At 65.3% G+C, this 24,580-nt stretch carries 20 protein-coding genes; 18 read left to right on the forward strand and 2 right to left on the reverse strand.

The features are described 5' to 3' along the window. Positions 1-17 precede the first annotated feature (17 nt). Positions 18-3,329, reverse strand: a complete 3,312-nt coding sequence (locus EWU68_RS05010; RefSeq protein WP_238692329.1) for a beta-phosphoglucomutase family hydrolase — start codon at positions 3,327-3,329, stop codon at positions 18-20. 214 nt (positions 3,330-3,543) lie between these two features. Between EWU68_RS05010 and glyA the strand changes: the two genes are divergently transcribed. The 6 genes from glyA (at position 3,544) to EWU68_RS05040 (ending at position 9,082) form a co-directional block, all read left to right on the forward strand. Further along, entirely contained in the window at positions 3,544-4,830 is a 1,287-nt protein-coding gene (glyA, locus tag EWU68_RS05015) for a serine hydroxymethyltransferase (RefSeq protein WP_129314998.1), read from the forward strand. Further along, positions 4,824-5,777, forward strand: a complete 954-nt coding sequence (locus EWU68_RS05020; RefSeq protein ID WP_129315000.1) for a bifunctional methylenetetrahydrofolate dehydrogenase/methenyltetrahydrofolate cyclohydrolase — start codon at positions 4,824-4,826, stop codon at positions 5,775-5,777. Before glyA ends, EWU68_RS05020 begins: the two co-directional genes overlap by 7 nt. Positions 5,778-5,878: 101 nt before the next feature. Beyond that, positions 5,879-6,415 carry a hypothetical protein gene (locus EWU68_RS05025; RefSeq protein ID WP_129315002.1) on the forward strand — a complete coding sequence of 179 codons (537 nt, stop codon included), beginning with the start codon at positions 5,879-5,881 and terminating at the stop codon, positions 6,413-6,415. 113 nt (positions 6,416-6,528) lie between these two features. Next, on the forward strand, positions 6,529-7,398 hold the full coding sequence (locus EWU68_RS05030) for an exodeoxyribonuclease III (RefSeq protein WP_129315004.1): 870 nt from the start codon (positions 6,529-6,531) through the stop codon (positions 7,396-7,398). Between the two features lie 67 nt (positions 7,399-7,465). Beyond that, positions 7,466-8,503: a tryptophan--tRNA ligase gene (gene trpS / locus EWU68_RS05035; protein WP_129315006.1), complete on the forward strand. Its 1,038-nt coding sequence runs from the start codon at positions 7,466-7,468 to the stop codon at positions 8,501-8,503. Positions 8,504-8,554: 51 nt separating this feature from the next. After that, positions 8,555-9,082: a 2'-5' RNA ligase family protein gene (locus tag EWU68_RS05040; RefSeq protein ID WP_129315008.1), complete on the forward strand. Its 528-nt coding sequence runs from the start codon at positions 8,555-8,557 to the stop codon at positions 9,080-9,082. A 78-nt stretch (positions 9,083-9,160) separates the two neighbouring features. On the opposite strand, the gene EWU68_RS05045 is transcribed toward EWU68_RS05040, so the two are convergent. After that, on the reverse strand, positions 9,161-10,270 hold the full coding sequence (locus EWU68_RS05045; RefSeq protein ID WP_238692330.1) for a mannose-1-phosphate guanylyltransferase: 1,110 nt from the start codon (positions 10,268-10,270) through the stop codon (positions 9,161-9,163). A gap of 331 nt (positions 10,271-10,601) precedes the next feature. Between EWU68_RS05045 and sdhC the strand changes: the two genes are divergently transcribed. From sdhC to EWU68_RS05105, 12 genes are all read left to right on the forward strand, one after another. After that, positions 10,602-11,003, forward strand: coding sequence for a succinate dehydrogenase, cytochrome b556 subunit (gene sdhC / locus EWU68_RS05050; RefSeq protein ID WP_129315108.1), 402 nt, complete (start codon positions 10,602-10,604; stop codon positions 11,001-11,003). A 3-nt stretch (positions 11,004-11,006) separates the two neighbouring features. After that, a complete protein-coding gene (locus EWU68_RS05055; RefSeq protein ID WP_129315012.1) occupies positions 11,007-11,492 on the forward strand; it encodes a succinate dehydrogenase hydrophobic membrane anchor subunit in 486 nt (161 codons plus the stop codon). Positions 11,493-11,574: 82 nt separating this feature from the next. Continuing rightward, positions 11,575-13,335: a succinate dehydrogenase flavoprotein subunit gene (sdhA, locus tag EWU68_RS05060; protein WP_129315014.1), complete on the forward strand. Its 1,761-nt coding sequence runs from the start codon at positions 11,575-11,577 to the stop codon at positions 13,333-13,335. Further along, positions 13,335-14,126, forward strand: a complete 792-nt coding sequence (locus tag EWU68_RS05065; RefSeq protein ID WP_129315016.1) for a succinate dehydrogenase iron-sulfur subunit — start codon at positions 13,335-13,337, stop codon at positions 14,124-14,126. The genes sdhA and EWU68_RS05065 overlap by 1 nt, the downstream gene beginning before the upstream one ends. A 128-nt stretch (positions 14,127-14,254) precedes the next feature. Next, entirely contained in the window at positions 14,255-15,484 is a 1,230-nt protein-coding gene (locus tag EWU68_RS05070; RefSeq protein ID WP_129315018.1) for an amidohydrolase, read from the forward strand. A gap of 135 nt (positions 15,485-15,619) precedes the next feature. Next, positions 15,620-16,738, forward strand: a complete 1,119-nt coding sequence (locus EWU68_RS05075; protein ID WP_129315020.1) for a BMP family lipoprotein — start codon at positions 15,620-15,622, stop codon at positions 16,736-16,738. Positions 16,739-16,750: 12 nt separating this feature from the next. After that, complete coding sequence (locus EWU68_RS05080; RefSeq protein WP_129315023.1) at positions 16,751-18,310, forward strand: ABC transporter ATP-binding protein; 1,560 nt, start codon at positions 16,751-16,753, stop codon at positions 18,308-18,310. Continuing rightward, positions 18,307-19,623 (forward strand): ABC transporter permease, encoded by a 1,317-nt coding sequence (locus EWU68_RS05085; protein ID WP_129315025.1) that lies wholly within the window; start codon positions 18,307-18,309, stop codon positions 19,621-19,623. Before EWU68_RS05080 ends, EWU68_RS05085 begins: the two co-directional genes overlap by 4 nt. After that, on the forward strand, positions 19,620-20,927 hold the full coding sequence (locus EWU68_RS05090) for an ABC transporter permease (protein ID WP_129315027.1): 1,308 nt from the start codon (positions 19,620-19,622) through the stop codon (positions 20,925-20,927). Before EWU68_RS05085 ends, EWU68_RS05090 begins: the two co-directional genes overlap by 4 nt. A gap of 4 nt (positions 20,928-20,931) precedes the next feature. Continuing rightward, positions 20,932-21,357, forward strand: coding sequence for a cytidine deaminase (locus EWU68_RS05095; RefSeq protein WP_238692331.1), 426 nt, complete (start codon positions 20,932-20,934; stop codon positions 21,355-21,357). Between the two features lie 45 nt (positions 21,358-21,402). After that, a complete protein-coding gene (locus EWU68_RS05100; protein WP_129315030.1) occupies positions 21,403-22,710 on the forward strand; it encodes a thymidine phosphorylase in 1,308 nt (435 codons plus the stop codon). Positions 22,711-22,786: 76 nt separating this feature from the next. After that, positions 22,787-24,580, forward strand: coding sequence for a hypothetical protein (locus tag EWU68_RS05105; protein WP_129315033.1), 1,794 nt, complete (start codon positions 22,787-22,789; stop codon positions 24,578-24,580).

The raw sequence follows: 24,580 nt of genomic DNA on the forward strand, positions 1-24,580 counted from the left end.
GGGGAGGGCCCCGGCGGCTAGCGCTTCACGGCGTGCAGGTCCTCGAGTCGGTACTCGCAGGAGTCCCCGCCCTGGAGGACAGTCTCGAAGTCGCCCACCCGCACGCGGACCGCGCTCGCCTTCTTGGATCTGGCCGAGAGACGGACGCGCGTCGCATCGATGAAAACGTCCAACAATTGGCCGTGGTACTGGACCTCGAAGCCCACCGACTTCAGCTCCTCTGGCATCGAGGGCTCCAGCTGGATGCAATCGGTCAGCACCTGCACGCCGGCGTAGGCGCGCTGCACGACGTCGAGCGTCCCGCACATCGCGCCCAGGTGAATGCCTTCCTGAGTCGTACCACCCTGGGTGTCGTCCAGGTCGGCCATGAGGGCGTCCTGGTAGACGCTCCACGAATGGCGAGGATCCACGCGCGACATGATCGAGGCGGTCACGACCCGGGAGAGGGTCGATCCGTTGGACGTGCGGGCGAGGTAGTAGTCGATGGTCTCCTCGATCTTGGCCAGAGAGACGTCGTAACCCAGCAACGAGAGCTGTTCCTGCAGGCCGCGCTGGCCGAAGAGATACACGAGCATCAACGTGTCGGCCTGCTTGGACAGTTTGTAGTTGTTCGTCGCGTCGTCCTCGGCCTCGAGGATGAGGTCCATGCGACCGATGTTGCCGTACTTGCGGCGGTAGTGGTCCCAATCGATCTCGGCCAGGTCGTCGTAACCGTCGAACTGGCTGATCGTGCCGTTCTTGTTGAAGGGAACGGCCATGTTCGCGGCCATGTGCTGCCAGGCAGCGAGTTCGGCTTCGGTCACGTTGTTGGCCGACGTCACCCGCAGGGCCTGGTGCTCGGGCAGTTCCTCGAAGATCTCGACCGTGTGCCGGAAGAGCCACGCGGCCAGGACATTCGTGTAGGCGTTGTCCTTCAGGCCTCCGCCGTCCACGGAACCGGGGTAGCCGTCGTGGTATTCGTCCGGTCCCATGGCACCCTCGATGTGGTACCGCTTGTCCTCCGCATCGAAGGTGACCAACGAGGTGAAGAACCGAGCGATCTCGACCATGAGCTCCGCGCCCTGGTGCGCCAACCAGCTCGTGTCGCCCGTGGCCGTGTAGTACGTCCACGAGTTGTAGGCGATCGCGAGCCCGACGTGGAACTGTCGCCACGAGTTGTCCGGCATCCACCGGTCCGAATGGGGGTTGTAGAGCTCCACGGGAGTCTCCTCCCGCCCGTCGGATCCGGACTGCCACGGGAACATGGCGCCGCGGGCCCCGAACTCCGTGGCCTTGTCTCGTGCCGCGGGCAACCGCGCCCACCTGTACTGCAGGAGCGAACGGGTCACGAAGGGAAGACGCATCGTGATGATCGGGAGGATGAAAATCTCGTCCCAGAAGATGTGACCGCGATAGCCCTCCCCGTGCAGCCCGCGGGCCGTGACGCCGGCGTCGTTGAGCTCCATGTTGGGGCCGAGCGTCTGGACGATGTGGAAGATGTGCAGGCGCAGGGCGAGCATCGTGGTCACATCGGTCTCGATATCCACGGCGAAGCGGGCCCACAGCCTGGACCAGGCCTTCTGGTGCGGGCCGTACAGCGCGTAGAACCCGTTGTCGGTCCTGTTCAGGGCTTCGACCGCGCCGAGCACCGCGGAGGCGATGGCCGAATCGCGGGACGTCACCAGGGCCGTGGTCGTGTCGAACACGACCTCTTTGCCGTCCTGCCCATCGACCCTGTAGCGACGCATCTCGACGCCGCCCGGCCGGATCTCCCGCTCGAGCCTCGAGGTCACCGAGCTGTTGACCGTTGTCCGCTGGGCGACGGCGACCTCGTGCCCCGACTGGTTGGTGCGCACGACATTGATCAGCGTGTTGTCCGGAAGCGTGGTGGAGGCTTCCGCGACCAGATGGTGGCGCGCGAGTTCGCGGTATTCCGCGACGTTGTTGTTCGTGACGTTCGGGTCGATGCCGCTCCGGACGTGGATGCGTCCCGTCCAACCCAGCGGCGTCACGGTGGTCTCCATGGCTGCCAGGTGCCGGTTCTCCATCGACACCAGGCGCTTCTGCAAGATCCGGACCCGACGGGGCGTCTCCGAGACGGGCTCGGTATCCGTGCTGGGCACCTCTTCGAGCAGACAGGTCCGGGTGAGAACCCCGTGGCGCAGGTCCAACTCGGTGACCTCGTCCAGAGGGGTCATGCCGCCCTCGGACCACCAGTCCCCGCCTCGGAGGCGGACATCGAAGAACTGGAAGTTCGGCAGATTGACCATCGACTCGTGCTCGAGGTCGCGGCCATTGATGTGGGAGACCACGCGGTTGAACAGGCCGGCCACGTACGTGCCGGGGTAGTGGACACCGTCGTCCCCGCGTTCGGGCCGACAGCCACGAACCCCCATGTACCCGTTGGCCAGGGTCAGCAGGGCCTCGCGATGGCCTTCCTGCTCAGGGTCGAAACCGTGGAACACGAGCTTCCACGAGTCGTTCCGCTCCGCACCCAGGTCGAGTTCCCCGACGTCGTTGTGGACCAGATCGGCGCCGGCTTCCTCCAACTCGTTGCGGTCGCCGTGCCGGTTGATCCCGACGACGAGCCCGAATCCTCCCGCACGCGCCGCCTGGACCCCGGACACGGCGTCCTCGATGACGGCGGCCTCGGCGGGGGAGACCCCGAGCTGGCGGGCCGCGGCCAGGAACATGTCCGGCGCAGGTTTTCCGGGCACATTGTTCTCGAGCGCGTAGGTCCCGTCGATGACGAGGTCGAACAGGTCGTCGAGTCCAGCGGCCTCGAGAACCGAGGACGAGTTCCTGGACGCGGTGACCAACGCGATCGGCACTCCGCTTCGCTGGAGCCTGCGCGCGAGCGAGACGGTGCCCTTGAACACCGTGACGCCGTTGGACTCGAGTTCTTCCTGGAAGTAGTCGTTCTTGAGGCGCGACTGGCCCTGGACGGTCCACTGCCCCGCGGGGTCGTCCTCGCTGCCTTCGGGGAGTGCGGCGTGACGCGAGGCCAGAAGAGTGCGCACGCCGTCTTCGCGGGCGCGACCGTCCACGTAGGACCTGTAATCCGTGGAGATGCTGAATTCCCTGCGGTCGATGTCCCCGGCGTCGTGACCCTCCGAGGGCTCGAGGCGGGGATCCGCGAGGATCGCATCGAAGAGCTTCTTCCACGCGTTCGAATGCACGGATGCGGTGTCCGTGACGACTCCGTCCATATCGAAGATGACGGCCTTCTGCGGGACCGACAGAGGCATCTGCGATCGGTTTTCTCTCGTGGTGCTCGAGTCCGGTCGATACGGGGAACCGGAGCGGAGGTTCAAGGGATCACTGGCTCCGAGCGAGGTGAGAGAGTTCATCAAGGACCTTTCCTGTTGGCTCAGGCAACCATTAAACACGCTCACGCCGTCCGGTGGTACGACGAGCCGTCCATGTTCGATGGCTTTCACCGATGGCTGGACGATCCACGTAGCACCGTGAAACGGAGGCGTCCCGGGGCTCCGCGTGACATAGGATGGTCCGGAAGCCATTCGCGTGCCACGTCGCAGGCGTGGAGTCAGCCCCAGGAGAACTATGAGCAACTCGTCCGTGCAGGATGTCAACAACCGGCCGCTGGCAGAGCTGGACCCCGAGGTCTCGCAGGCCATCGACAAGGAACTGGGCCGCCAGCGAGCGACCCTCGAGATGATCGCTTCGGAGAACTTCGCCCCGCGCGCCGTCCTGGAGGCACAGGGCTCGGTGCTGACCAACAAGTATGCGGAAGGCTACCCGGGCCGCCGCTACTACGGCGGATGCGAGCACGTCGACGTCGTCGAGGACCTGGCGCGGGAGCGGGCCAAGTCGCTGTTCGGCGCGGAGCACGCGAATGTCCAGCCCCACTCCGGCGCACAGGCCAACGCCGCCGTGATGATGGCACTCATGCAGCCGGGGGACACACTGATGGGACTGTCCCTGGCCCACGGCGGCCACCTGACCCACGGGATGAAGCTCAACGTGTCCGGCAAGCTGTACAACATCGCGGCCTACGAGGTCGATCCGGAGACGGGCCGGCTGGACATGGACCGCGTCCGTGAGGTCGCTCTGGAGGCCAAGCCCAAGGTCATCGTCGCCGGGTGGTCCGCCTACCCGCGCGAACAGGATTTCGAGCGTTTCCGCGAGATCGCTGACGAGGTCGGCGCGTACCTGTGGGTCGACATGGCACATTTCGCCGGTCTGGTCGCCGCCGGCATCCACGCGAACCCGGTGCCCCACGCCCACGTGGTGACCTCGACCGTGCACAAGACGCTGGCGGGCCCGCGGTCCGGCGTGATCCTGTGCACCGAGGAGCTCAGGAAGAAGATCGACTCGGCGGTCTTCCCGGGACAGCAGGGCGGTCCGCTGATGCACGTCATCGCGGGCAAGGCGGTTGCCTTCAAGATCGCCGCGAGCGAGGAGTTCAAGGACCGGCAGAAGAGGACGGTCGAAGGGTCGCAGATTCTCGCCGACCGCTTGACCGCGGACGACGTCGCCGAGCACGGCATCTCGGTTCTCTCCGGGGGCACCGACGTGCACCTGGTGCTCGTGGACTTGCGTCACTCCGAACTGGACGGCAAGCAGGCGGAAGACATCCTGCACGAGGTCGGCATCACGGTCAATCGCAACGCGGTTCCCAACGATCCGCGCCCGCCCATGGTGACCTCGGGCCTGCGCATCGGCACGCCCGCTCTGGCGACGCGTGGTTTCGGGCGCGAAGAATTTGCCGAAGTTGCCGACATCATCGCCGAAGCGCTCAAGCCGGGGGTCGACGTCGACGCCCTGCGCGCCAGGGTCGAGAAGCTTGCCGAGCAGTTCCCCCTCTACGAGGGCCTCGAGGAATGGTGAACGCGACAACCGCACAGCAGGAAAGGTATTCGGACATCAACACCGACACCCAGCAGGAAACATTTCCGAAGGTTCTCGACGGAACGGCCACGGCCGGTGCGATCAAGAACGAACTGCGTGACCGCGTGGACGAGCTCAGGGCCCGGGGCATCACTCCGGGGCTGGGAACCGTGCTGGTCGGGGACGACCCGGCCTCTCGTTCCTACGTTGGCGGGAAGCACCGGGACTGCGCCGAGGTGGGCATCGCCTCGATCCGGCGCGACCTGCCCGAAGACGTCAGCCAGGAAGAACTCGAACAGGTCATCGACGAGCTGAACGCGAACCCCGAATGCACGGGATACATTGTTCAGCTCCCCCTGCCGCCGCACATCGACACGAACAGGATCCTGGGCAGGATCGATCCGGACAAGGACGCTGACGGTCTCCACCCGACCAACCTCGGCAAGCTCGTGCTGAATGTATACGGCGATATCGATTCCCCGTTGCCGTGCACGCCGAACGGCATCATCGAGCTCATGCACCGTCACGGCATCAACTTGGTCGGAAAGAACGTCGTGGTCCTGGGCCGGGGGATCACGGTGGGCCGACCGCTGGGTCTGTTGTTGTCCCGTCGGGACATCAACGCGACCGTGACCATGGCGCACACCGGGACCAAGGACCTCGACGACGTCCTCGCCCGGGCGGACATCATCGTCGCCGCGATCGGTGTTCCGCACGCCGTGCGCCCCGACCAGGTGGCCGATGGTGCGATCCTTCTGGACGTCGGGGTCTCCCGGGTCCTGGACCCGGAAACGGGCAAAAAGAAGCTCACGGGTGACATCCACCCGGACGCGGCGGCCAAATCATCGTGGTATTCGCCGAACCCCGGCGGCGTGGGTCCCATGACCCGGGCGATGCTGCTGGTCAACGTGGTCCAGAGGGCCGAAAGAGAAGCGGCGGAAGCCTAGAGAAACGAGCGCCGGCCCCGGCGAGAAACGCCGGGGCCGGCGTCGTCGTGTGATGCTGAGGGGCGGAAAACGCCCGGCCGCGGACTTGTACAATGGGGGCCATGCAACCGATCGGAACTTCAGACGCCCGTGTGGGCAATGCACAGACCAGAAGCGCGGCCAGCGGAAGAGCCTTCTGGGCCACCGTGATCGGCATGGCGGTGATGGTTCTGATCTTCGTCTTCGCCGTGATTTCCGCCGCGAATGAGCAGTCCGTGCTGGGCTGGATCCTGGCGGCCATCGCTCTCGGCTGGTTGGCGCTCGCGGCCTACGCCCTCTTCCTGGTCCGGGGAACGCTCCGCTTCGGGAAGAACGCCGTCAGGAAGTTGCAGAGCGATCTCGAGGACGCCCAGATGCGTGCGCCCTCGTCCGGGACCTCAGCGGTTCCCGAAGCTGACGCCATGCGTGACCAAAAACTCGCGCATTCCTTCCAGATCGTGCTGGTCCAGAACAAGGTCCTCAAGGAAGAACTTGCCAAGGGCGACCAGGCGGACCAGGAAGTCGTGGACCGGGCCATCGACACCATCAATTTCACGGCCAAGAACGGGATGGGTATGGTTCAGTCCCAGGACACCGTCGACGGTACGGTCGTGGACTAGAACCACTCGACCAGCCGGTTGCGAAAGCATTGATCGTCCACGAGCACGTCTGAATCCGCACGGCGGGACCGTGTGCGAACCAGCGGAAGAATCACGAGGAAGGCCGAGACTTTATGGACCAGACCGCCAGGGACGCCAACAGCCTGCGCATCGCAACCGTGAACGTCAATGGTATTCGGGCCGCCTACAACCCCAAGAAGAAACAGACCATGGGGGACTGGCTCGAGAACAGGGACATCGATGTCCTCTGCCTCCAGGAGGTGAGGGCTCCTGACGCGAAGCTCCGCGAACTCCTCGGAGAAGAGGACTGGGACATCCTGCACGCCGAGGCCGAGGCCAAGGGCCGCGCGGGTGTTGCGATTGCGACCCGCAAGGACACCGAAAACCGGCCCTCCCGGCTGTCCGGTCAGCCCGTGGCGACGCGGGAGAACATCGGCGTCGATTACTTCGCCCACGCGGGGCGATGGGTCGAAGCCGACTACGAACTGCCCAACGGGCAGACGCTCACGGTGGTCTCCGCCTACGTCCACTCGGGCGAGGTGGGCACGGAGCGCCAGGACGACAAGTACAGGTTCCTGGATGTGATGGTGGAACGACTCCCGGCGCTCGCGCAGCATTCGGACCACGCTCTGATCGTCGGCGACCTCAACGTGGGGCACACCGAGCTCGACATCAAGAATTGGAAGGGCAACGTCAAGAACGCCGGGTTCCTTCCTGAGGAGCGCGCCTACTTCGACCGGTTCTTCGGCGACCTCGGATACCGCGATGTCGCCCGCGGCCTGGCGGGCGAGGTGCCGGGCCCGTACACCTGGTGGTCCTACCGGGGGCAGGCATTCGACAACGACGCCGGCTGGCGGATCGACTACCACATGGCGACCCCGGCCCTGGCGGAGGCCGCGCAGAACGCCGTGGTGGATCGGGCCCCGAGCTACGACACCCGCTTCTCTGATCACGCCCCGCTCGTGGTCGACTACCACTTCTAGACGTTGCGCCTCCCGAGCCCGCCGGAACCGGTGGGCTTCGGGGCCGCAGAGAGCAGAAAAGAACAGCATGACAGAACGCACCATCCCCAACGCATCCACCGGCGCACCGAGAGTCTTCTCCGGTGCGCAGCCTTCGGCTGACTCCCTTCACCTGGGCAACTACGTCGGGGCGGTCCGCAATTGGGTGGACATGCAGGCCGAGAACGAGTGCATCTATTTCATTCCGGACCTCCACGCGATCACGGTCCCGCAGGACCCCGAGCATCTCGCGGAACGGACCAGGAAGACCGCCGCCCAGTACATCGCCGCCGGTATCGATCCGACGACGACGCCGTTCTTCGTCCAGTCCCATGTCCCGGAGCACAGCCAATTGGCGTGGCTGCTCACCTGCATCACCGGAGACGGCGAGGCCCGCCGCATGACGCAGTTCAAGGACAAGGCCGCGAAGCAGGGATCAGAGAACACCTCGGCGGGCCTGTACGCCTATCCGATGCTCATGGCGGCAGACATCCTGCTGTACCAGACCGATCAGGTACCGGTGGGGGAGGACCAGCGGCAGCACCTCGAGCTGACCCGCAATCTCGCCCAGCGATTCAACGCCCGGTTCGGCGAGACGTTTGTGGTTCCCGAGGCCAAGATCCTCGGCGATACCGCCAAGATCTACGACCTGCAGAATCCCTCGGCGAAGATGTCCAAGTCGGCGGCCTCGGAGAGCGGCATCATCTGGTTGCTGGACGATCCGAAGAAGCTGGCCAAGAAGATCAAGTCCGCGGTGACCGACGACGGCACCGAGATTCGCTTCGACCGGGAGAACAAGCCGGGCGTTTCGAACCTGTTGACCATTTATTCGTCCCTGACCGGTCGGTCCGTCGAGGACATTGTCGCCGAGTACGAGGGCAAGATGTACGGCCACCTGAAGGTTGGCCTGGCCGACGTCGCCGTGGACGTCCTCGGTCCGATCAGGGAACGCACCCTGGAAATCATGGACGACCCGGCCGAACTGGACAGGTTGCTGGCCATCGGAGCGGCCAAGGCGCGGGAGATCGCGGCTCCGACCGTTGCGTCAGCCTATGAACATATGGGATTCCTTGCACCGCGGGGCTGAGTAGTGCAAACCAAGGTCTCAACGGGTCCCGCCGATCGGGGACAGATCGGTGTGAGCCCCACGATTCTTCCGGGCAAGAGCTATCTGAGCCTTGTCCTGGACGTGCCCGCGTGCGTGCACGAGGACGTCATGCAATGGCGATCCCACCATTGTTCGCACCCGGGGCACCCTCTGCACATCACGGTATTCATCGCGGAGTTGGGCGAGCGTCCGGAGGAAAGCGCCGAACGGTTCCTCTCGGAATTCGAGGATCAGTGCCTGGGGCTCGGTCCGGGGCGCATCACCCTCACCGGAACCGGGACGTTCCGTCCGATGAGTGACGTGGTCTTCCTGTCCGTGGGGGAGGGCACGGAGTTTCTCCACGAACTGCACAACCGGTGCCTGAAACTTTTGGACAGCGCATCGCCGTTTCTCTATCACCCGCACATGACGCTGACGCAGAACGAGGGCCGGCGGACGCTCGAGGCCGCGTTGGCAGATTTCCGGGATTTCACCGCGACGTTCCCGGTCACTGGGCTGGACGCCTACATCGGTGACGAAACCGGGTGGCGGTCCCTGGGCCGCGTCGACCTCCGCTGAGCGCCTCGCACCGGACGCCCGATCGGGGGACGACGCTCCCGGCCGCAGACCAGGCCCTCGAGCCCGTGCCGACGCGGATCAGAGGACGTCGGTGTCCCCGTTCTCCTTGAGCGCATTGACGGCATCCTTGACCCTTTGGGCGTGCTCCTGGGTCGTGACCAGCAGTGCGTCCTGGGTGTCGACCACGACGATGTCCTCGACCCCGATCAAGGCGACGATGCGGCTGGTGTCCGAGGCGACGATGCCGGAGGCGTTGTCCGTCATGACTCTCTTGTTCTTGCCGATCACGGCAACCTCGTCCACGTTCACGGCGCGGTTGAGTCGGCTGATGGCCGCGAAGTCCCCGACGTCGTCCCAGGTGAAGGAGGCGGGGACCATCGCGACGTCGCCCGCCGCGGCCGCAGGCTCGGCCACCGCGTAGTCGATCGCGATCTTGGGCAGGCTGGGCCAAACCCGGTCCATGACCGCGTCGCGTTCGTCGGTCTCCCAGGCTTCGGCGATCTCCATGATGCCCGCGTGCAACTCGGGCTGGTTCGCCGCCAGATGGCTCAGCAGGAGTTTGGCCGGGGCAACGAACATGCCCGCATTCCATGTGTACTCACCGCTGCGGACGTACGAGCGTGCGGTGTCCTCGTCCGGTTTCTCCACGAATTCGTCGACCTTCATCGCGGACGGCGCGGCCTCCAGGCCGAGGCTTTCGCTCGCGCGGATGTAGCCGAACCCCGTGGAAGGGGAGGTCGGTGTGATGCCGATGGTCACGATGCGGCCCGTGGCCGCGGTCTGCACCGCTTCTTCGACGACGCGGTGGAATTCCTCCGTCGGCTCCACCACATGATCCGCCGCGAACGAGCCGACGATGGCCTCGGGGTCCCGGAGGCTGATGATCGCCGAGGCCAACCCAATGGCCGCACCAGAATCCTTGGGAGAGGGCTCCAGCACCAGATCCGACTCGGAACATTCGGGCAACTGGCTCCGCACGGCTTGCGCATGGGTGCGCCCCGTGACAATCATCACACCACTGGAGCTGAGATCGATCAGGCGCTCGTAGGTCGAGCGCAGGAGCGAGTGTCCGCTGCCCGTCAGATCGAGCAGGAATTTCGGTGCATCGGCCCTGGACAGAGGCCAAAGGCGGGACCCGACACCACCGGCCGGGACAAACGGGTGGAAGTGCGCATGTGGTGCTTTCATCGCACACATCGTACCGGTTGCGTTCGTCATAAATCGCAAGGGCGTCGTGCGTGCCTTCGGGGCGCCTCGACCCGAACTCCGGATTCCCCTCTCGATCGCATCGGCGGAATGAGTGGGAAGCACGGCATTAGGCCAAGAAACTGTGGCCTATTCTCCCCGGAAGGCCGCGGGAGAGCGGCGTCGACATGGTGTCACTAAGCGTTCCGGCTGCTGGTAATCTGACAGGAGAACTCGCTCACTCATGACGCCCGGGCCCGCCCGGTCTGCGCAGTGGCAGTGCATTCGTGGGCCCCTCGCCGGAAGGAAGACCGACGCCGCGGCCCTCCGGTTGATGAAACAGGGAGGTTATTCAGTGCCGAATACATCCAAGGGCACCCTCTACAGAGGCCGCCAGGGCATGTGGTCCTGGGTGGCTCATCGCGTCACAGGCATCGCAATCTTCTTCTTCTTGCTTGTCCACGTGCTTGATACGGCACTCGTCCGGGTTTCCCCGGAGGCCTACAACCACGTGATTGCCACGTACAAGAACCCCATCATGGGTCTCGGCGAGGCGGGCCTGGTCGCCGCGATCGTCTACCACGCCTTCAACGGTCTCCGAATCATCCTGATCGACTTCTGGAAGAACGGGGCCAAGAACCAGAAAGCGATGCTGTGGGGCGTGCTGATCCTCTGGGTCATTGCCGTCGTGCCGTTCCTCGTCCGCCACCTCGCCATCGTTTTTGGAGGTCACTAACCCATGGCAACTCCGTTGAAAACTCGCATCGCGGTCCCCAGGAGCCGGGACAACAGCGTCGATGGCATCAAGTACAACCGCTCGGGCTCCAAGCGCAACAACTTCGAGATGTTCGCGTGGCTGTACATGCGCGTCTCGGGTGTTCTGCTGATCGTCCTGATCTTCGGGCACCTTTTCGTCAACCTCATGATGGGAGACGGGGTCCACGCGATCGATTTCGGCTTCGTCGGAGGCAAGTGGGCCAATCCCTTCTGGCAGACCTGGGACCTCATCATGCTCTGGCTGGCCATGATCCACGGGACCAACGGCGTGCGCACCGTGATCGACGACTACGCCGAGAAGGACAGGACCCGTTTCTGGCTCAAGACCCTGCTCTTCCTCGCTTCCGGGTTCATCCTGCTCGTCGGCACCCTGGTGATTTTCACCTTCTCCCCGTGCCCCACGGGAGCAGATCCCTCGCTGGTTCCGTCCTTCTGCCCGGCACCGTAGCCGCGGCCGGATCACGACGCCGGGGCAGGACGGCGCTCCGCCCCACACCTACAGAGACTCAACAAGGAAAGAGCATCCAAGAATGCAGCTTCACAAGTACGATGTGGTCATCGTCGGTGCCGGCGGTGCCGGTATGCGCGCAGCCATCGAATCCGGCCAGCGCGCCCGCACCGCCGTACTGACCAAGATCTACCCGACCCGTTCGCACACCGGTGCGGCCCAGGGCGGAATGTGTGCGGCGCTGGCCAATGTCGAGGAAGACAACTGGGAGTGGCACACCTTCGACACCATCAAGGGTGGCGACTACCTGGTGGACCAGGACGCCGCCGAGGTCATGGCCAAGGAAGCCATTGACGCCGTGCTGGACCTCGAAAAGATGGGCCTGCCGTTCAACCGCACCCCCGAGGGTCGGATCGACCAGCGTCGCTTCGGCGGACACACGCGCGACCACGGCAAGTCGCCCGTTCGCCGTGCGTGCTACGCGGCGGACCGCACGGGCCACATGATTCTCCAGACGCTGTACCAGAACTGCGTCAAGCACAACGTCGAGTTCTTCAACGAGTACTACGTGCTCGACCTGGTCATGACCGAGGTCGACGGCAAGCCCCGGCCGTCCGGCGTCGTGACCTACGATCTGGCCACCGGCGAAGTCCACGTGTTCCAGGCGAAGTCGATCGTCTTCGCCTCGGGCGGTTGCGGCAAGATCTTCAAGACCACCTCGAACGCGCACACGCTGACCGGTGACGGCATGGCCATCGCCTTCCGCAACGGCCTGCCGCTGGAAGACATGGAATTCGTCCAGTTCCACCCGACGGGTCTCGCGGGGCTGGGCATCCTGGTCTCCGAGGCGGCCCGAGGTGAGGGCGGAATCCTCCGCAACTCCGAGGGCGAACGCTTCATGGAGCGCTACGCCCCGACGATCAAGGACCTTGCCCCGCGTGACATTGTGGCCCGCTCGATGGCCAACGAGGTTCGCGAGGGCCGCGGGTGCGGGCCCAACAAGGACTACGTCCTGCTGGACCTGACCCACCTCGAGCCGGAGCACATCGACGCCAAGCTCCCGGACATCACCGAGTTCGCGCGCACCTACCTGGGCGTCGAGCCGTACACCGAGCCCGTCCCGGTGTTCCCGACGGCCCACTACGCGATGGGTGGCATCCCCACCAACATCGACGCGGAGGTGTACCGCAACTCGGAGGAGACGGTCCCCGGACTCTACGCGGCGGGCGAGGTCGCCTGCGTGTCCGTGCACGGCTCCAACCGCCTGGGAACGAACTCGTTGCTCGACATCAACGTGTTCGGCAAGCGCGCCGGAATCAAGGCTGCGGAGTACGCGGCGACCGCGGACTTCCTGCCCGTCCCGGAGGACGCGGCCCAGCCGACGCAGGATCTGCTCGACCTCATGCGCAACGGCAAGGGCGACCAGAAGGTGGCCGTGCTCCGCAAGGAACTGCAGGACGTCATGGACGCCGACATGCAGGTGTTCCGCACGGCCGACACGATCCACAACGCGCTGGACAAGATCGCCGATCTCCAGGAGCGTTACAAGCACATCCAGATCCAGGACCAGGGCAAGCGCTTCAACCTGGATCTCCTCGAGGCCGTGGAACTGGGCTTCCTGCTGGAGCTCGCCAAGGTCATGTCCGTTGCGGCCCTGCACCGCGAGGAATCCCGCGGAGGCCACTTCCGCGAGGACTTCCCCAACCGCGACGACGACAAGTTCATGAAGCACTCGATGGCCTACCTGGACGAAGGTGCCGAGACCGACAGCGTCGCCGGCATTCGCCTCGAGACCAAGCCGGTGATCTTCACCCGCTACGAGCCGATGGAGCGTAAGTACTAATGACTACTCAGGAAAAGGAAGCAGCCGAGCCGGCTTCGAAGGTCGATCTGCCGGGTGAGTCCGGTGGCGGGGGAGAGATCCCCACGTACAACCTGACCTTGAAGGTCCGTCGTTACAATCCCGAGGTCTCCGAGGAGGCGCACTGGGAGGACTACGAGCTGGAGATGTTCGGCACGGACCGAGTCCTGGACGCACTGCACAAGGTCAAGTGGGAGATCGACGGGTCGCTGTCGTTCCGCCGCTCCTGCGCCCACGGTGTGTGCGGTTCCGACGCGATGCGCATCAACGGCCGCAACCGACTGGCATGCAAGACCCTTCTGAAGGACCTCGACCTGTCCAAGCCGGTCACGGTCGAAGCGATCAAGGGCCTGCCCTGTGAGAAGGACCTGATCGTGGACATGGAGCCCTTCTTCCAGTCCTACCGCGAGATCATGCCGTTCCTCATGAACGAGGGACACGAGCCGGAGCGCGAGCGCTACCAGTCCCAGGAAGACCGGGACCGGTTCGACGACACGACGAAGTGCATCCTCTGCGCGGCATGCACGTCTTCGTGCCCCGTCTTCTGGACCGACGGTCAGTACTTCGGACCGGCGGCGATCGTCAACGCTCACCGTTTCATCTTCGATTCGCGTGACGACGCCGGTGACCTGCGCCTGGAGATCCTCAATGACAAGGAAGGCGTGTGGCGCTGCCGGACGACCTTCAACTGCACCGAGGCCTGCCCCCGCGGCATCCAGGTCACCAAGGCGATTGCCGAGGTCAAGCAGGCGGTTCTGGCCCGCGCCTTCTGACGCGACGCCGCACCGCAGCGAATCAACGACGCCGCCCGCGTTCCCCAGGGGACGCGGGCGGCGTCGTCATGTTCTGACACGTTTGCAACGTGGGCGCGAACCCGGGTCCGGGCGCTAAGGTCGCTTGTATGGGTAATAGTCCGTCACTCTCAGCATCCGGAAGTCCGCTGCACGTCACTCCGCTCGTCGCCAAGTTCGTGGATGAGCTGATCGAGTTCCGTCGCACGATCCATCAGCACCCGGAGCTGTCCTTCCGTGAGCATCGGACGACCGACCGCATCATGGCCCGCCTCGAGCAGGCGGGGCTCCACCCGGTGCGTTTCAAGTACACCGGGTGCTACGTGGACATCGGCCGGGGGCCGATCGCCGTCGCGCTGCGTGCGGACATCGATGCACTGCCCATCGAGGAGAACACCGGACTGGACTTCGCCTCGATCAACGAAGGGGTCATGCACGCGTGCGGCCACGACATCCACCAGAGCGTCATGCTCGGCGTCGCCCTGACCCTGGCGGACATCGATTCGTCTGCCCCACTGGCCGGCACGGTCCGCATCATCTTCCAACCCGCCGAGGAAAAGCTTCCCGGGGGTGCAGTCTCGGTCATCAAGGAGGGCGTACTGAAGGACGTTCCGCGTGCCTTCGCGCTCCATTGCGAGCCGAAGGTCGACGTCGGTCAAGTGGGCACGCGCATCGGTGCGATCACGTCGGCGACCGACACGATCAAATTGACCGTTCGTGGACACGGGGGCCACACATCCCGGCCCCACCTCACGGAGGACCTGATCTACGCGATGGGCCAGATCGCGATCAACGTTCCTGCGGTGTTGTCCAGGAACCTCGATGTCAGAGCCGGGGTCCTGGTGGTCTGGGGGCAGATCGAGGCCGGGGTGGCCCCGAACGCGATTCCGGCCACCGGTTACATGGCCGGAACCATGAGGTGTCTGGACGCGGACGCGTGGTACAAGGCCGCGGAGCTGCTGGACGAGGTGGTCGAGCAGGTTGCCGCTCCCTACGGCGTCGAGGTCGAACTCGAACACGTCCAGGGCGTCCCACCGGTGGTCAACACGGAGACCGAAACCACCTTGCTGGAGAACGCGGCGCGAGCCGAGCTGGGGGAGGACTCCGTGGTTCTCATGGAACAGTCGATGGGCGGCGAGGACTTCGCGTGGATGCTCCAGGAGGTGCCGGGGTCGATGATGCGGCTCGGAACACGCCCGCCGGGTGGACAGACCTACGACCTGCACCAGGCGGATTACGTGGCGGACGAGCGGGCCATCGAGTGCGGCGTGCGTGTCATGACCGCGACCGCTCTGCGGGCCATCAACCACCAACGGCGTGGCGATCAGGGCAAACTCTGAGTTCCGACCCGGGAGGCTCCCAGCAAAAGGGCTTATGAGGGGCTACACTGTGGTGCACACCGCAGATCATTCGCGGCCGCCGCACGGGCAGGGAATCCGCCGCCACGTGGTCGGCGACGCACCCGGAGGTACCTCATGCCCGTCCTTTTCCCCCAGGGCCTGCGCCGAACGTTGGTGACCGGCGGCGCCATCATCAGCGCATCGGCGCTCTTGCTCACCGGATGCGCGCCCGCACCCGACGAAGACGCGGACATTGCCCAGGACCGCTCCGATTACACCGGCTGTATCGTCTCGGACTCCGGCGGCTTCGATGACCGCTCCTTCAATCAGAACTCCTACGAAGGCCTGCTGAAGGCCAAGGACGACTACGGCATCGAGACCAAGCAGGCAGAGTCCCAGGCCATCACGGACTACGAGCCCAACGTGAGCTCCATGGTCCGGGGCGGGTGCGGTCTGACCGTCACGGTCGGTTTCAACCTGTCGGACGTCACGAAATCCACCGCGGAGGCCCACCCGGACAAGCACTTCGCGACCGTGGACGACGACTCGATCGACCTTCCCAATGTCCGGCCCATCGTCTATGACACCTCGCAGGCGGCCTTCCTCGCCGGCTACCTGGCCGCAGGGTCGACCAAGACCGGCAAGGTCGCGACCTTTGGGGGACAGGAGATCCCCACGGTCACGATCTTCATGGACGGATTCGCCGAAGGGGTCAACTACTACAACCAGCAGAAGGGCAAGGACGTGTCCTTGCTGGGCTGGGACGTCGACAAGCAGACAGGGAGCTTCACCGGCGACTTCGAGGACACGGGCAAGGGCAAGACGACCACCCAGAACTTCCTGAACGAGGGCGCCGACATCGTGATGCCCGTGGCGGGTCCCGTGGGCAACGGGGCCATGGACGCCGTCAATGGGTTCAACACAGACGAACCCAAGAACCCGGCCCGCATCATCTGGGTTGACTCGGACGGATACGAAACCCTCGCCGGGGGCCAGGAGTACGTTCTGACCTCGGTGATCAAGAAGATGGGCGACGCGGTCGAGGACGCCTACGTCGCCGACATGGACGGCAAGTTCACCAATGAGCCGTACATCGGAGACCTCGCGAACGACGGCGTCGGGCTCGCTCCGTTCCATGACCAGTCGGGCAACGTCTCCGACGACATGAAGGATGAGCTGAAGGACCTCAAGACCAGGATCAGCAACGGAGAGGTCCCTGTCGAATCCAAGGCCAGCCCGGTCAAGAAGCAGTAAGGACCCTCGACGATGAAACTCGAATTGCGGTCAGTGACGAAACGCTTCGGCGCGTTCACGGCCAATGACTCGGTCGACCTCGTGGTCGAACCGGGAACCGTGCACTGCCTCCTGGGGGAGAACGGGGCCGGAAAATCGACCCTCATGAACGTGATCTACGGTCTGTACGAACCGACCGAGGGCCACATCCTGCTGGACGGGCAGGAGAAACGGTTTGCCGGTCCCGGAGAGGCCATGCGAGCCGGCATCGGGATGGTCCACCAGCACTTCATGCTCGTCCCGGTCTTCACGGTCGCCGAGAACGTGGCCCTCGGCGCCGAATCCACGCGGGGCACCAGCCTGGACCTCGAACAGACGCGTCGCCGCATCCGTGAGATCTCGGACCGGTACGGGTTCCGTGTCGACCCGGACGCCGTCGTCGAGGACCTGCCCGTGGGCGTGCAGCAACGGGTCGAAATCATCAAGGCCCTGGTGCGCGACGCGGAGATTCTCATCCTCGACGAGCCGACCGCCGTACTGACGCCGGGGGAAACCGACGAGTTGTTGGCGATCATGGCCCAGCTGCGCGACGACGGAAAATCATTGCTGTTCATCTCCCACAAACTGCGCGAGGTGTGTGCGGTTTCCGACGAGATCACCGTGATCCGTCGCGGCAAGGTCGTCGGTACCGTGGCCCCGACCGCCGCGACGACCGAACTGGCCTCCATGATGGTGGGCCACGACGTGAACCTCACCGTGGACAAGGAAGCCCCACAGTACGGTGACAACACCTTTTCTGTTCGCGATCTCTCCCTCGTCTCGGACACGGGGGTCACGGTTCTCGATGGGATCGACCTGGACGTCCGCGGCGGCGAAATCGTCGCGATCGCCGGTGTCCAGGGCAACGGCCAGACCGAGTTCACGGAGACGGTCATGGGCCTGCACCCGAAGGCCACGGGACGCATCGTCCTGGACGGTGAGGACCTGTTGGGAATGACCACCAAGAAGATCATCGACTCCGGCGTCGGCTTCGTCCCTGAGGACAGAACCGTCGACGGGCTGGTCGGGGCCTTCAGCATCGAGGAAAACCTGGTGCTCAATCAATTCGACACCAAGCAGTTTTCTGCCGGGCCGTCGCTCCGGCGCGGCGCGATCAGATCCAACGCGCGCAAGAAGGCAGCGGCCTTCGACATCCGGATGAATTCGGTGTCCGACCATGTGGCGACGCTCTCGGGCGGCAACCAGCAGAAGGTCGTGGTCGCCAGGGAGCTTTCGAGGCCGCTCAAGCTCCTCGTCGCCTCCCAACCGACGCGCGGGGTGGACGTCGGATCGATCGAATTCATCCACGAGCGGATCGTCGCCGAGCGCGACGCCGGAACCCCGGTCGTGATCGTCTCGACCGAGCTGGATGAGGTCTATGCACTCGCGGACCGTATCGCCGTATTCCACCACGGACGCCTGATGGGCATCGTGGGCCCGGACGTTCCGCGCGAGATGCTCGGACAGATGATGGCCGGTGCCACGGCGGAAGAGCTCCAGGCGAACGCGCCGCAGCCCGCGGTCCAGAACACCACCGAAGGAGAGCCCGCATGAGCTCGTCAGAGTCGCAGCAGCCCGTCGCGCCGCCCGTGGACGGCGCGGGAGCGGCCTCCGAAGGTGCGGCGGCCGCTCCCGTCACACCGCCCTGGGCCTCGGGGCCGGAGAAGCCGTCTCTGGCGTACCGTTTCACGTCGTCGCCGCTCGTTCTCTCCGTGGCCGCGCTGATCGCCGCTCTCGTCGTCGGCGGACTTCTCATCGTCTTCACGGACCAGCGGGTGCTGACCCGCATGAATTATTTCTTCAACCGTCCGAGCGACACCTTCGAGGCCGCGTGGAAGGCCGCCAGCTCGGCCTACGTGGCGCTGTTCGAAGGTGCAATCTTCGACCCGCACGGCGAGGACTGGACCCAACGGATCTATCCTCTGACCGAGACGCTGACCATTGCGACACCGCTCATCTTCGCTGGCCTGGGCGTCGCCATTTCGTTCCGATCGGGCCTGTTCAACATCGGCGCCCAGGGGCAGATCATCCTCGGCGCCATCGTGGCCGGGTACATCGGATTCAGCTGGCACCTGCCGGTAGCGATACACCTGATCCTGGTGATCGTCGGGGGCATGCTCGGCGGTGCCGTGTGGGGTGGTCTGGTCGGATTGCTCAAGGCGAAGACCGGTGCCCACGAAGTGATCCTGTGCATCATGCTCAATTACGTGGCCCTGAACCTGGTCCTGTACGTCCTCACTACGCCGGGATTCCAGAGGGAAGGATCCACGAACCCGATCTCTCCGCAGATTGACCGGAGCGCACAACTGCCCAGGCTGTTCGGCGACTCCTTCCGGCTCCACTGGGGATTCGTTCTGGCCATCCTGGCGGTCCTGCTGGTTTCGTGGATGATCAACCGCTCCACGGTCGGATTCCGGCTTCGCGCGGTCGGCTCGAACCCCGAAGCATCGAAGACCGCGGGAATCAACGTGACCGCCGGATACATCGTCGTGATGGTCATGGCGGGTGGTCTCTCCGGGATGGCCGGAGTCTCCCAGATCTCGGGCACGGAGAAGGTCCTGACGGGCGACGTCGCGGCGTCCTTCGGATTCGACGCGATCACCGTTGCGCTCCTCGGACGGTCGAAACCCTGGGGGACTTTTTGGGCCGGCCTTCTCTACGGCGCCTTCCGTGCAGGGGGAGTGGCGATGCAGACGAATACCGGAACCAACATCAACATCGTTCTGGTGGTCCAATCGTTGATCGTTCTGTTCATTGCGGCCCCGCCGCTGGTCCGCGCGATCTTCCGCCTGCCCGACCCGTCGAAGACCGGCCGCGACAAAAAGGCCCGCAAGGCATCCGCACCCAAGGCAGGAGCAGCCCAGTGAGCACCGCCGTCCAGGAAAACAGAAACACTGTCCGGCCACCCGAGTCCTCCGAACCGGAGAAGACCGTGGTCAGGCACTGGCGCACCGCCATCATCTTCACGGTCCTTGCCCTTGTCACCCTGCTGGTCTGCGCCATCAGCGCGGCCGACGACACGGTCGTGTTCAGGCTCTCGGAGACTCGAGACACCATACGCCTGGGCGACGTCGCCCTGGGGTCCCGGGTGACGGGCTGGGTGCTCGCCGTCGTCGCGATCTGTATGGCCGCCGTCGCGTGGACGGCCGGCTCGAAGGGACGCAAGGTTCCCTGGTGGTGCACGGCAGTGTTCTGGGCGGCCTTCGTGATCGCCATGCTGGTGTGGGCGGTCAGCCACGCGGACAGCAACAGTCTTTCCCTGCCCGGTTTGCTCGGGGGCTCACTGACGCTCGCCGTGCCGCTGATTTTCGGGTCGATGTCCGGTTTGTTGTGCGAACGCAGCGGCGTCGTGAACATCGCGATCGAGGGGCAATTGCTGTTCGGTGCGTTCTCCGCGGCCGTTGCCGGATCCGTGTCGCACAATGCCTGGGTAGGTCTCCTCGCCGCGATGCTCGGAGCAGTTCTGGTGTCCCTGGTCCTGGCCGTGTTCTCGATCAAGTACCTGGTCAACCAGGTGATCGTGGGCGTTGTGGTCAATGTGCTGGTCTCCGGTCTGACGGGTTTCCTCTACTCGACGGTGCTCTCGCGCTCCAATGTCGGTCTGAATGCCCCGGACCACCTGCCGGATTACGCGGTGCCGGTGCTGTCGAAGATCCCGGTGATCGGCCCGGTGCTGTTCGACCAGTCCGTGATCGTGTACCTGATGTACGGCGTCGTCTTCCTGATCTGGTACTGCCTGACCAGGACCCGGTGGGGATTGCGAACCCGTGCGGTGGGCGAGCACCCGAAGGCGGCCGACACGCTCGGAGTCAACGTCAACCGTCTGCGCTTCTGGAATGTGCTGGTGGCCGGCGCCGTGGCAGGCATGGGCGGCGCATTCTTCACGCTCGTCTCGGTCTCCTCCTTCAACAAGGACATGACGGCCGGCCAGGGGTACATCGCGTTGGCCGCACTGATCTTCGGCAGGTGGCGCCCGTTCGGCGCGTTGTTCGCCGCGCTGCTCTTCGGATTTGCGACCAACCTGCAGTCGGTCCTGTCCCTTCTCGGGACCACGGTTCCGAGCCAGTTCCTGGCCATGTTGCCGTACCTGGTGACCATCGCGGCCGTGACCGGGCTGGTCGGCCGTTCCCGCGGACCCGCCGCCAGCGGCGTCCCGTATGTCAAGGAGTGATCGCATGAGCACACCCCCTGTCGACGATCCCCGGTGGGGGCCGTTGATCGATGCGGCCCGCGAGGCCCTCGGAAGGTCCTACAGCCCGTACTCGAACTATCCCGTGGGCGCCGCCGGCCGAACCGAGGACGGCCGGATCGTCGTCGGGGCCAACATCGAGAACGCCTCGTACGGCGTGACGCTGTGTGCCGAATGCTCGATGGTCTCGGATCTGTTCCGCACGGGCGGCGGCAGGCTCACGGACTTCGTGTGCCTCAACGGCGCGGAGGACATCATCATGCCGTGCGGACGATGCCGTCAGCTGCTGAACGAGCACTGCGCGCCGGAGATGAGGATCCTCACCCCGGAAGGACCGCGAACCATGGACGAGGTGCTTCCCCAAGCCTTCGGCCCGCACGACGTCGGCGGATTCGACGTCCGGCCGACCTGATACCGACAACCTCCCCGACCACCCCGAGCAAAGGACACCTGAGCGATGAGCGAAGAATTCGACGCGGTCGACGTCATCCGCACGAAACGTGACGGCGGGTCATTGAGCGCAGACCAGATCGACTGGGTCGTGGACGCCTATACGAGGGGCACGGTCGCGGACGAACAGATGTCCGCGCTGGCTATGGCGATTTATCTCAGGGGCATGGAGCCGGAGGAGACCGCTCGTTGGACGCGAGCGATGATTGCCAGCGGCGAGCGACTGGACTTTTCCCCGATCCTCGGGCCGCGGGGCAAGATCGCGACTGCCGACAAGCACTCGACCGGCGGGGTGGGGGACAAGATCACGCTGCCGCTCGCACCCCTCGTGGCCGTCTACGGGGTCGCCGTGCCGCAGCTCTCCGGCAGGGGGCTCGGGCACACCGGGGGCACACTGGACAAGCTGGAATCGATCCCCGGGTGGCAGGCGTCCCTCAGCAACGAGGACATGATGCGGATCCTGGGGAGCGTCGGGGCCGTGATCTGCGCGGCCGGTACCGGGCTGGCCCCGGCGGACAAGAAACTGTATGCGTTGCGCGACGTGAACGGAACGGTCGAAGCCGTTCCGCTGATCGCTTCCTCGATCATGTCCAAGAAGATCGCCGAGGGCACGGATTCCCTGGTCCTGGACGTCAAGGTGGGCCCGGGGGCCTTCATGAAGGACGAAGCCTCGGCCAGACTGCTCGCGCAGACGATGGTCGATCTCGGAGACGACGCGGGGGTGCGCACCACGGCGTTGCTGACGGACATGTCCGCCCCCTTGGGGCTCACCGTCGGGAACGCGATCGAGGTCGAGGAATCGGTCGAGGTCCTCGCCGGGGGCGGGCCCGACGACGTCGTGGAGCTGACCGTGGCGCTTGCTCGGGAAATGCTCTTGGCCTCCGGAATCGACGAGGACCCGGCCGAGGCGCTCGCGGACGGGCGGGCCATGGACGTCTGGAAGGACATGATTCGTGCGCAGGGCGGAGACCCTGAGGCCGCGCTTCCCACGGCACGCGAGTCGCACGTTCTGACCGCACCGCAATCGGGCACGTTGAGCCGCCTCGATGCGCTGGCCGTGGGCACCGCCTCGTGGAGGCTCGGGGCCGGACGCACCCGCAAGGAGGATCCGGTGCAGGCGGGTGCGGGAGTCCGGTTGCACGCGAAGCCGGGTGACCGGGTCGAGGCGGGCCAGCCCCTGATGACCCTGCTGACCGACACGCCAGAGCGCTTCGACCGAGCCCTGAAAACTCTGGACGGCGGCTTTGAGATTTCTTCATCGGGCCCGGTGGATGTCGCAAGGCCCCTGATCCTCGATAGACTGACGGCAGAATAGGGTTCAACATTCTTGTCCCGTGCGAGTGGGGCAGATCTCGAGGCGCCCGTGCGGGCGCAGAAAATCAAGGTGAGTCGTGGCTTTCAAGCTTTTCCGCAAGAACTCGGACGACGACGCCGTGCGGCGTTCGGACGATGAGCTGAACGGAACGGAGCGGCAGGACGAAGATACTGCCGGCTCGGAAGTTCGGGCTCTGCCGGACCGCCCCGAGCTTCCGACGACCAACGGCCTTCCGGACATCGTCAAGATGATGGAGTCCGACCGCGTGGCCACGCTCCAGCTGAATCAGCGGGGCAACGAAATGACCGCGGTCATGGACCCGAGCGAGAAGCCAGAACGCAAGACCACGGTCGATACGCAGTCGCCCTGGTTCGACGCCGTCGCCAAGCTCTACACGGCGGCGCAGGCGAGCGAGAACGGCCCCTGGCGCCGTGCCGAGATCATGATCTCCTCGGTGCGCGAGGGCCGACGCTCGGTGGAGGTCGAGTACACCTACCCGAATTCCGACGAGCAGGTTCGCGAGGCCTACACGCAGACCCTGCCGACCACGCTCTCCCGCGGCGGAGAATCCGACGCCTCGGGGTCCGAGGAGGCATCCGGCTCGACGTCCGCGAGCAAGGCGGGGACCGCGACCGCATCGGGCGCCGCCGCCGGCGGCGCGGCGGGAGCCGCAGCCGGAACGGCAGCCAGCGGACCGAAGCAGGGCGCCTCCACCTCGACCGACCAGGAGCGCGGCGAAGCGCTCGACGCCGTGGCGGACGACGCCGAGGCACGCAAGTCGGATGCGACCAATGAATCCGGACGCGACGACGCGAACGCGGTCCTGGGCACGCCCGAGGACGCAGGTTCGTCGAAGGACAGCGTGGACTCGAACGACTCGAGGACCCAGGTCGTTTCGGGAACCGAGAAGTCTCGTGCCGTGACGGATGCTCCGAGCACGGAGGCCGGGGCCTCCAACGAGGCGGACTCGGCCACGACCTCGTCCTTCTCCGAAGCCAACGCCAAGGGCGGACAGCCCGCCGACAAGTCGAGCAAGGACGCGACGTCGGGCGGTGCCGCCGTGGGCGGTGCGGCTGCCGGTGGTGTCGCTGCCGGTGCCGTGGCGGGCGGCGCGGCCGCTTCCGCGGGATCCGGAACGAACAAGTCCTCCGCGTCGCCCTCGGAGGACTCCGCCGCCGCCGCATCGGGGAAGAGCGGGACCCCGGATGCATCCGAACCGGTTCCCGACGTCGTCGAGGACTCCCAGTGGGACGGGGAGGACGGCCGCTCGGATTCCGCGTCGTCGTCGAACGTCGCGGCCGATCTTCCGGATTCCGTCCCCTCGACGGCCGATCAGACCGACGTCGCACCCTCGTACTCGAGCTCCGAGCAGACCGGGCCGCAGAAGCCCTCGACGACCCAGCTGGCTCCCGGCAACCTCGTCCTGACCGAGGCCGACGTGCTGAAGCGCATCGGAGAGGCTCAGAAGACCCTCTTCGGCCCGAACGGTACGGCCAGGGACGTGTCGACCGTGCTGATCCGCGTGCGCGCACTCGGGTCCTACTACGACGCCCTGACCCACGTGCGCCGCAACGGATTCTGGGACCAGCGGAAGACCTTCGACCTCATCCCGGAAGAAGCCTTGCACATCCTGGAGCTCAAGTCGGACTCCTACCAGGAGGGCGCGGGATCGCCGATCGCCATGATGTTCCGTTTCACTCCCGGCGTTCCGCCGCAGGTCTCCTTCTCCTACGAGGACGAGGAGAGCTTCGTGAAGTACAAGGACCGCCTGCCGGCCCAGCAGTACATCGAGGAGCTGCGGATGTTCCCGCGGACGGGTGCGAATATCCCGGAGCACATGACCGATGCGCTCACCCAGTGGAGCCTCTGA

Origin of the sequence: Rothia koreensis (assembly GCF_004136575.1) — a bacterium.
GTDB lineage: Bacteria > Actinomycetota > Actinomycetes > Actinomycetales > Micrococcaceae > Rothia > Rothia koreensis.

Coding starts and splice junctions, on each gene's coding strand:
- EWU68_RS05010 (WP_238692329.1), bottom strand. CDS start 3,329: ATGAACTCTCTCACCTCGCTCGGAGCCAGTGATCCCTTGAACCTCCGC.
- glyA (WP_129314998.1), top strand. CDS start 3,544: ATGAGCAACTCGTCCGTGCAGGATGTCAACAACCGGCCGCTGGCAGAG.
- EWU68_RS05020 (WP_129315000.1), top strand. CDS start 4,824: ATGGTGAACGCGACAACCGCACAGCAGGAAAGGTATTCGGACATCAAC.
- EWU68_RS05025 (WP_129315002.1), top strand. CDS start 5,879: ATGCAACCGATCGGAACTTCAGACGCCCGTGTGGGCAATGCACAGACC.
- EWU68_RS05030 (WP_129315004.1), top strand. CDS start 6,529: ATGGACCAGACCGCCAGGGACGCCAACAGCCTGCGCATCGCAACCGTG.
- trpS (WP_129315006.1), top strand. CDS start 7,466: ATGACAGAACGCACCATCCCCAACGCATCCACCGGCGCACCGAGAGTC.
- EWU68_RS05045 (WP_238692330.1), bottom strand. CDS start 10,270: ATGAAAGCACCACATGCGCACTTCCACCCGTTTGTCCCGGCCGGTGGT.
- sdhC (WP_129315108.1), top strand. CDS start 10,602: ATGAAACAGGGAGGTTATTCAGTGCCGAATACATCCAAGGGCACCCTC.
- EWU68_RS05055 (WP_129315012.1), top strand. CDS start 11,007: ATGGCAACTCCGTTGAAAACTCGCATCGCGGTCCCCAGGAGCCGGGAC.
- sdhA (WP_129315014.1), top strand. CDS start 11,575: ATGCAGCTTCACAAGTACGATGTGGTCATCGTCGGTGCCGGCGGTGCC.
- EWU68_RS05065 (WP_129315016.1), top strand. CDS start 13,335: ATGACTACTCAGGAAAAGGAAGCAGCCGAGCCGGCTTCGAAGGTCGAT.
- EWU68_RS05070 (WP_129315018.1), top strand. CDS start 14,255: ATGGGTAATAGTCCGTCACTCTCAGCATCCGGAAGTCCGCTGCACGTC.
- EWU68_RS05075 (WP_129315020.1), top strand. CDS start 15,620: ATGCCCGTCCTTTTCCCCCAGGGCCTGCGCCGAACGTTGGTGACCGGC.
- EWU68_RS05080 (WP_129315023.1), top strand. CDS start 16,751: ATGAAACTCGAATTGCGGTCAGTGACGAAACGCTTCGGCGCGTTCACG.
- EWU68_RS05085 (WP_129315025.1), top strand. CDS start 18,307: ATGAGCTCGTCAGAGTCGCAGCAGCCCGTCGCGCCGCCCGTGGACGGC.
- EWU68_RS05095 (WP_238692331.1), top strand. CDS start 20,932: ATGAGCACACCCCCTGTCGACGATCCCCGGTGGGGGCCGTTGATCGAT.
- EWU68_RS05100 (WP_129315030.1), top strand. CDS start 21,403: ATGAGCGAAGAATTCGACGCGGTCGACGTCATCCGCACGAAACGTGAC.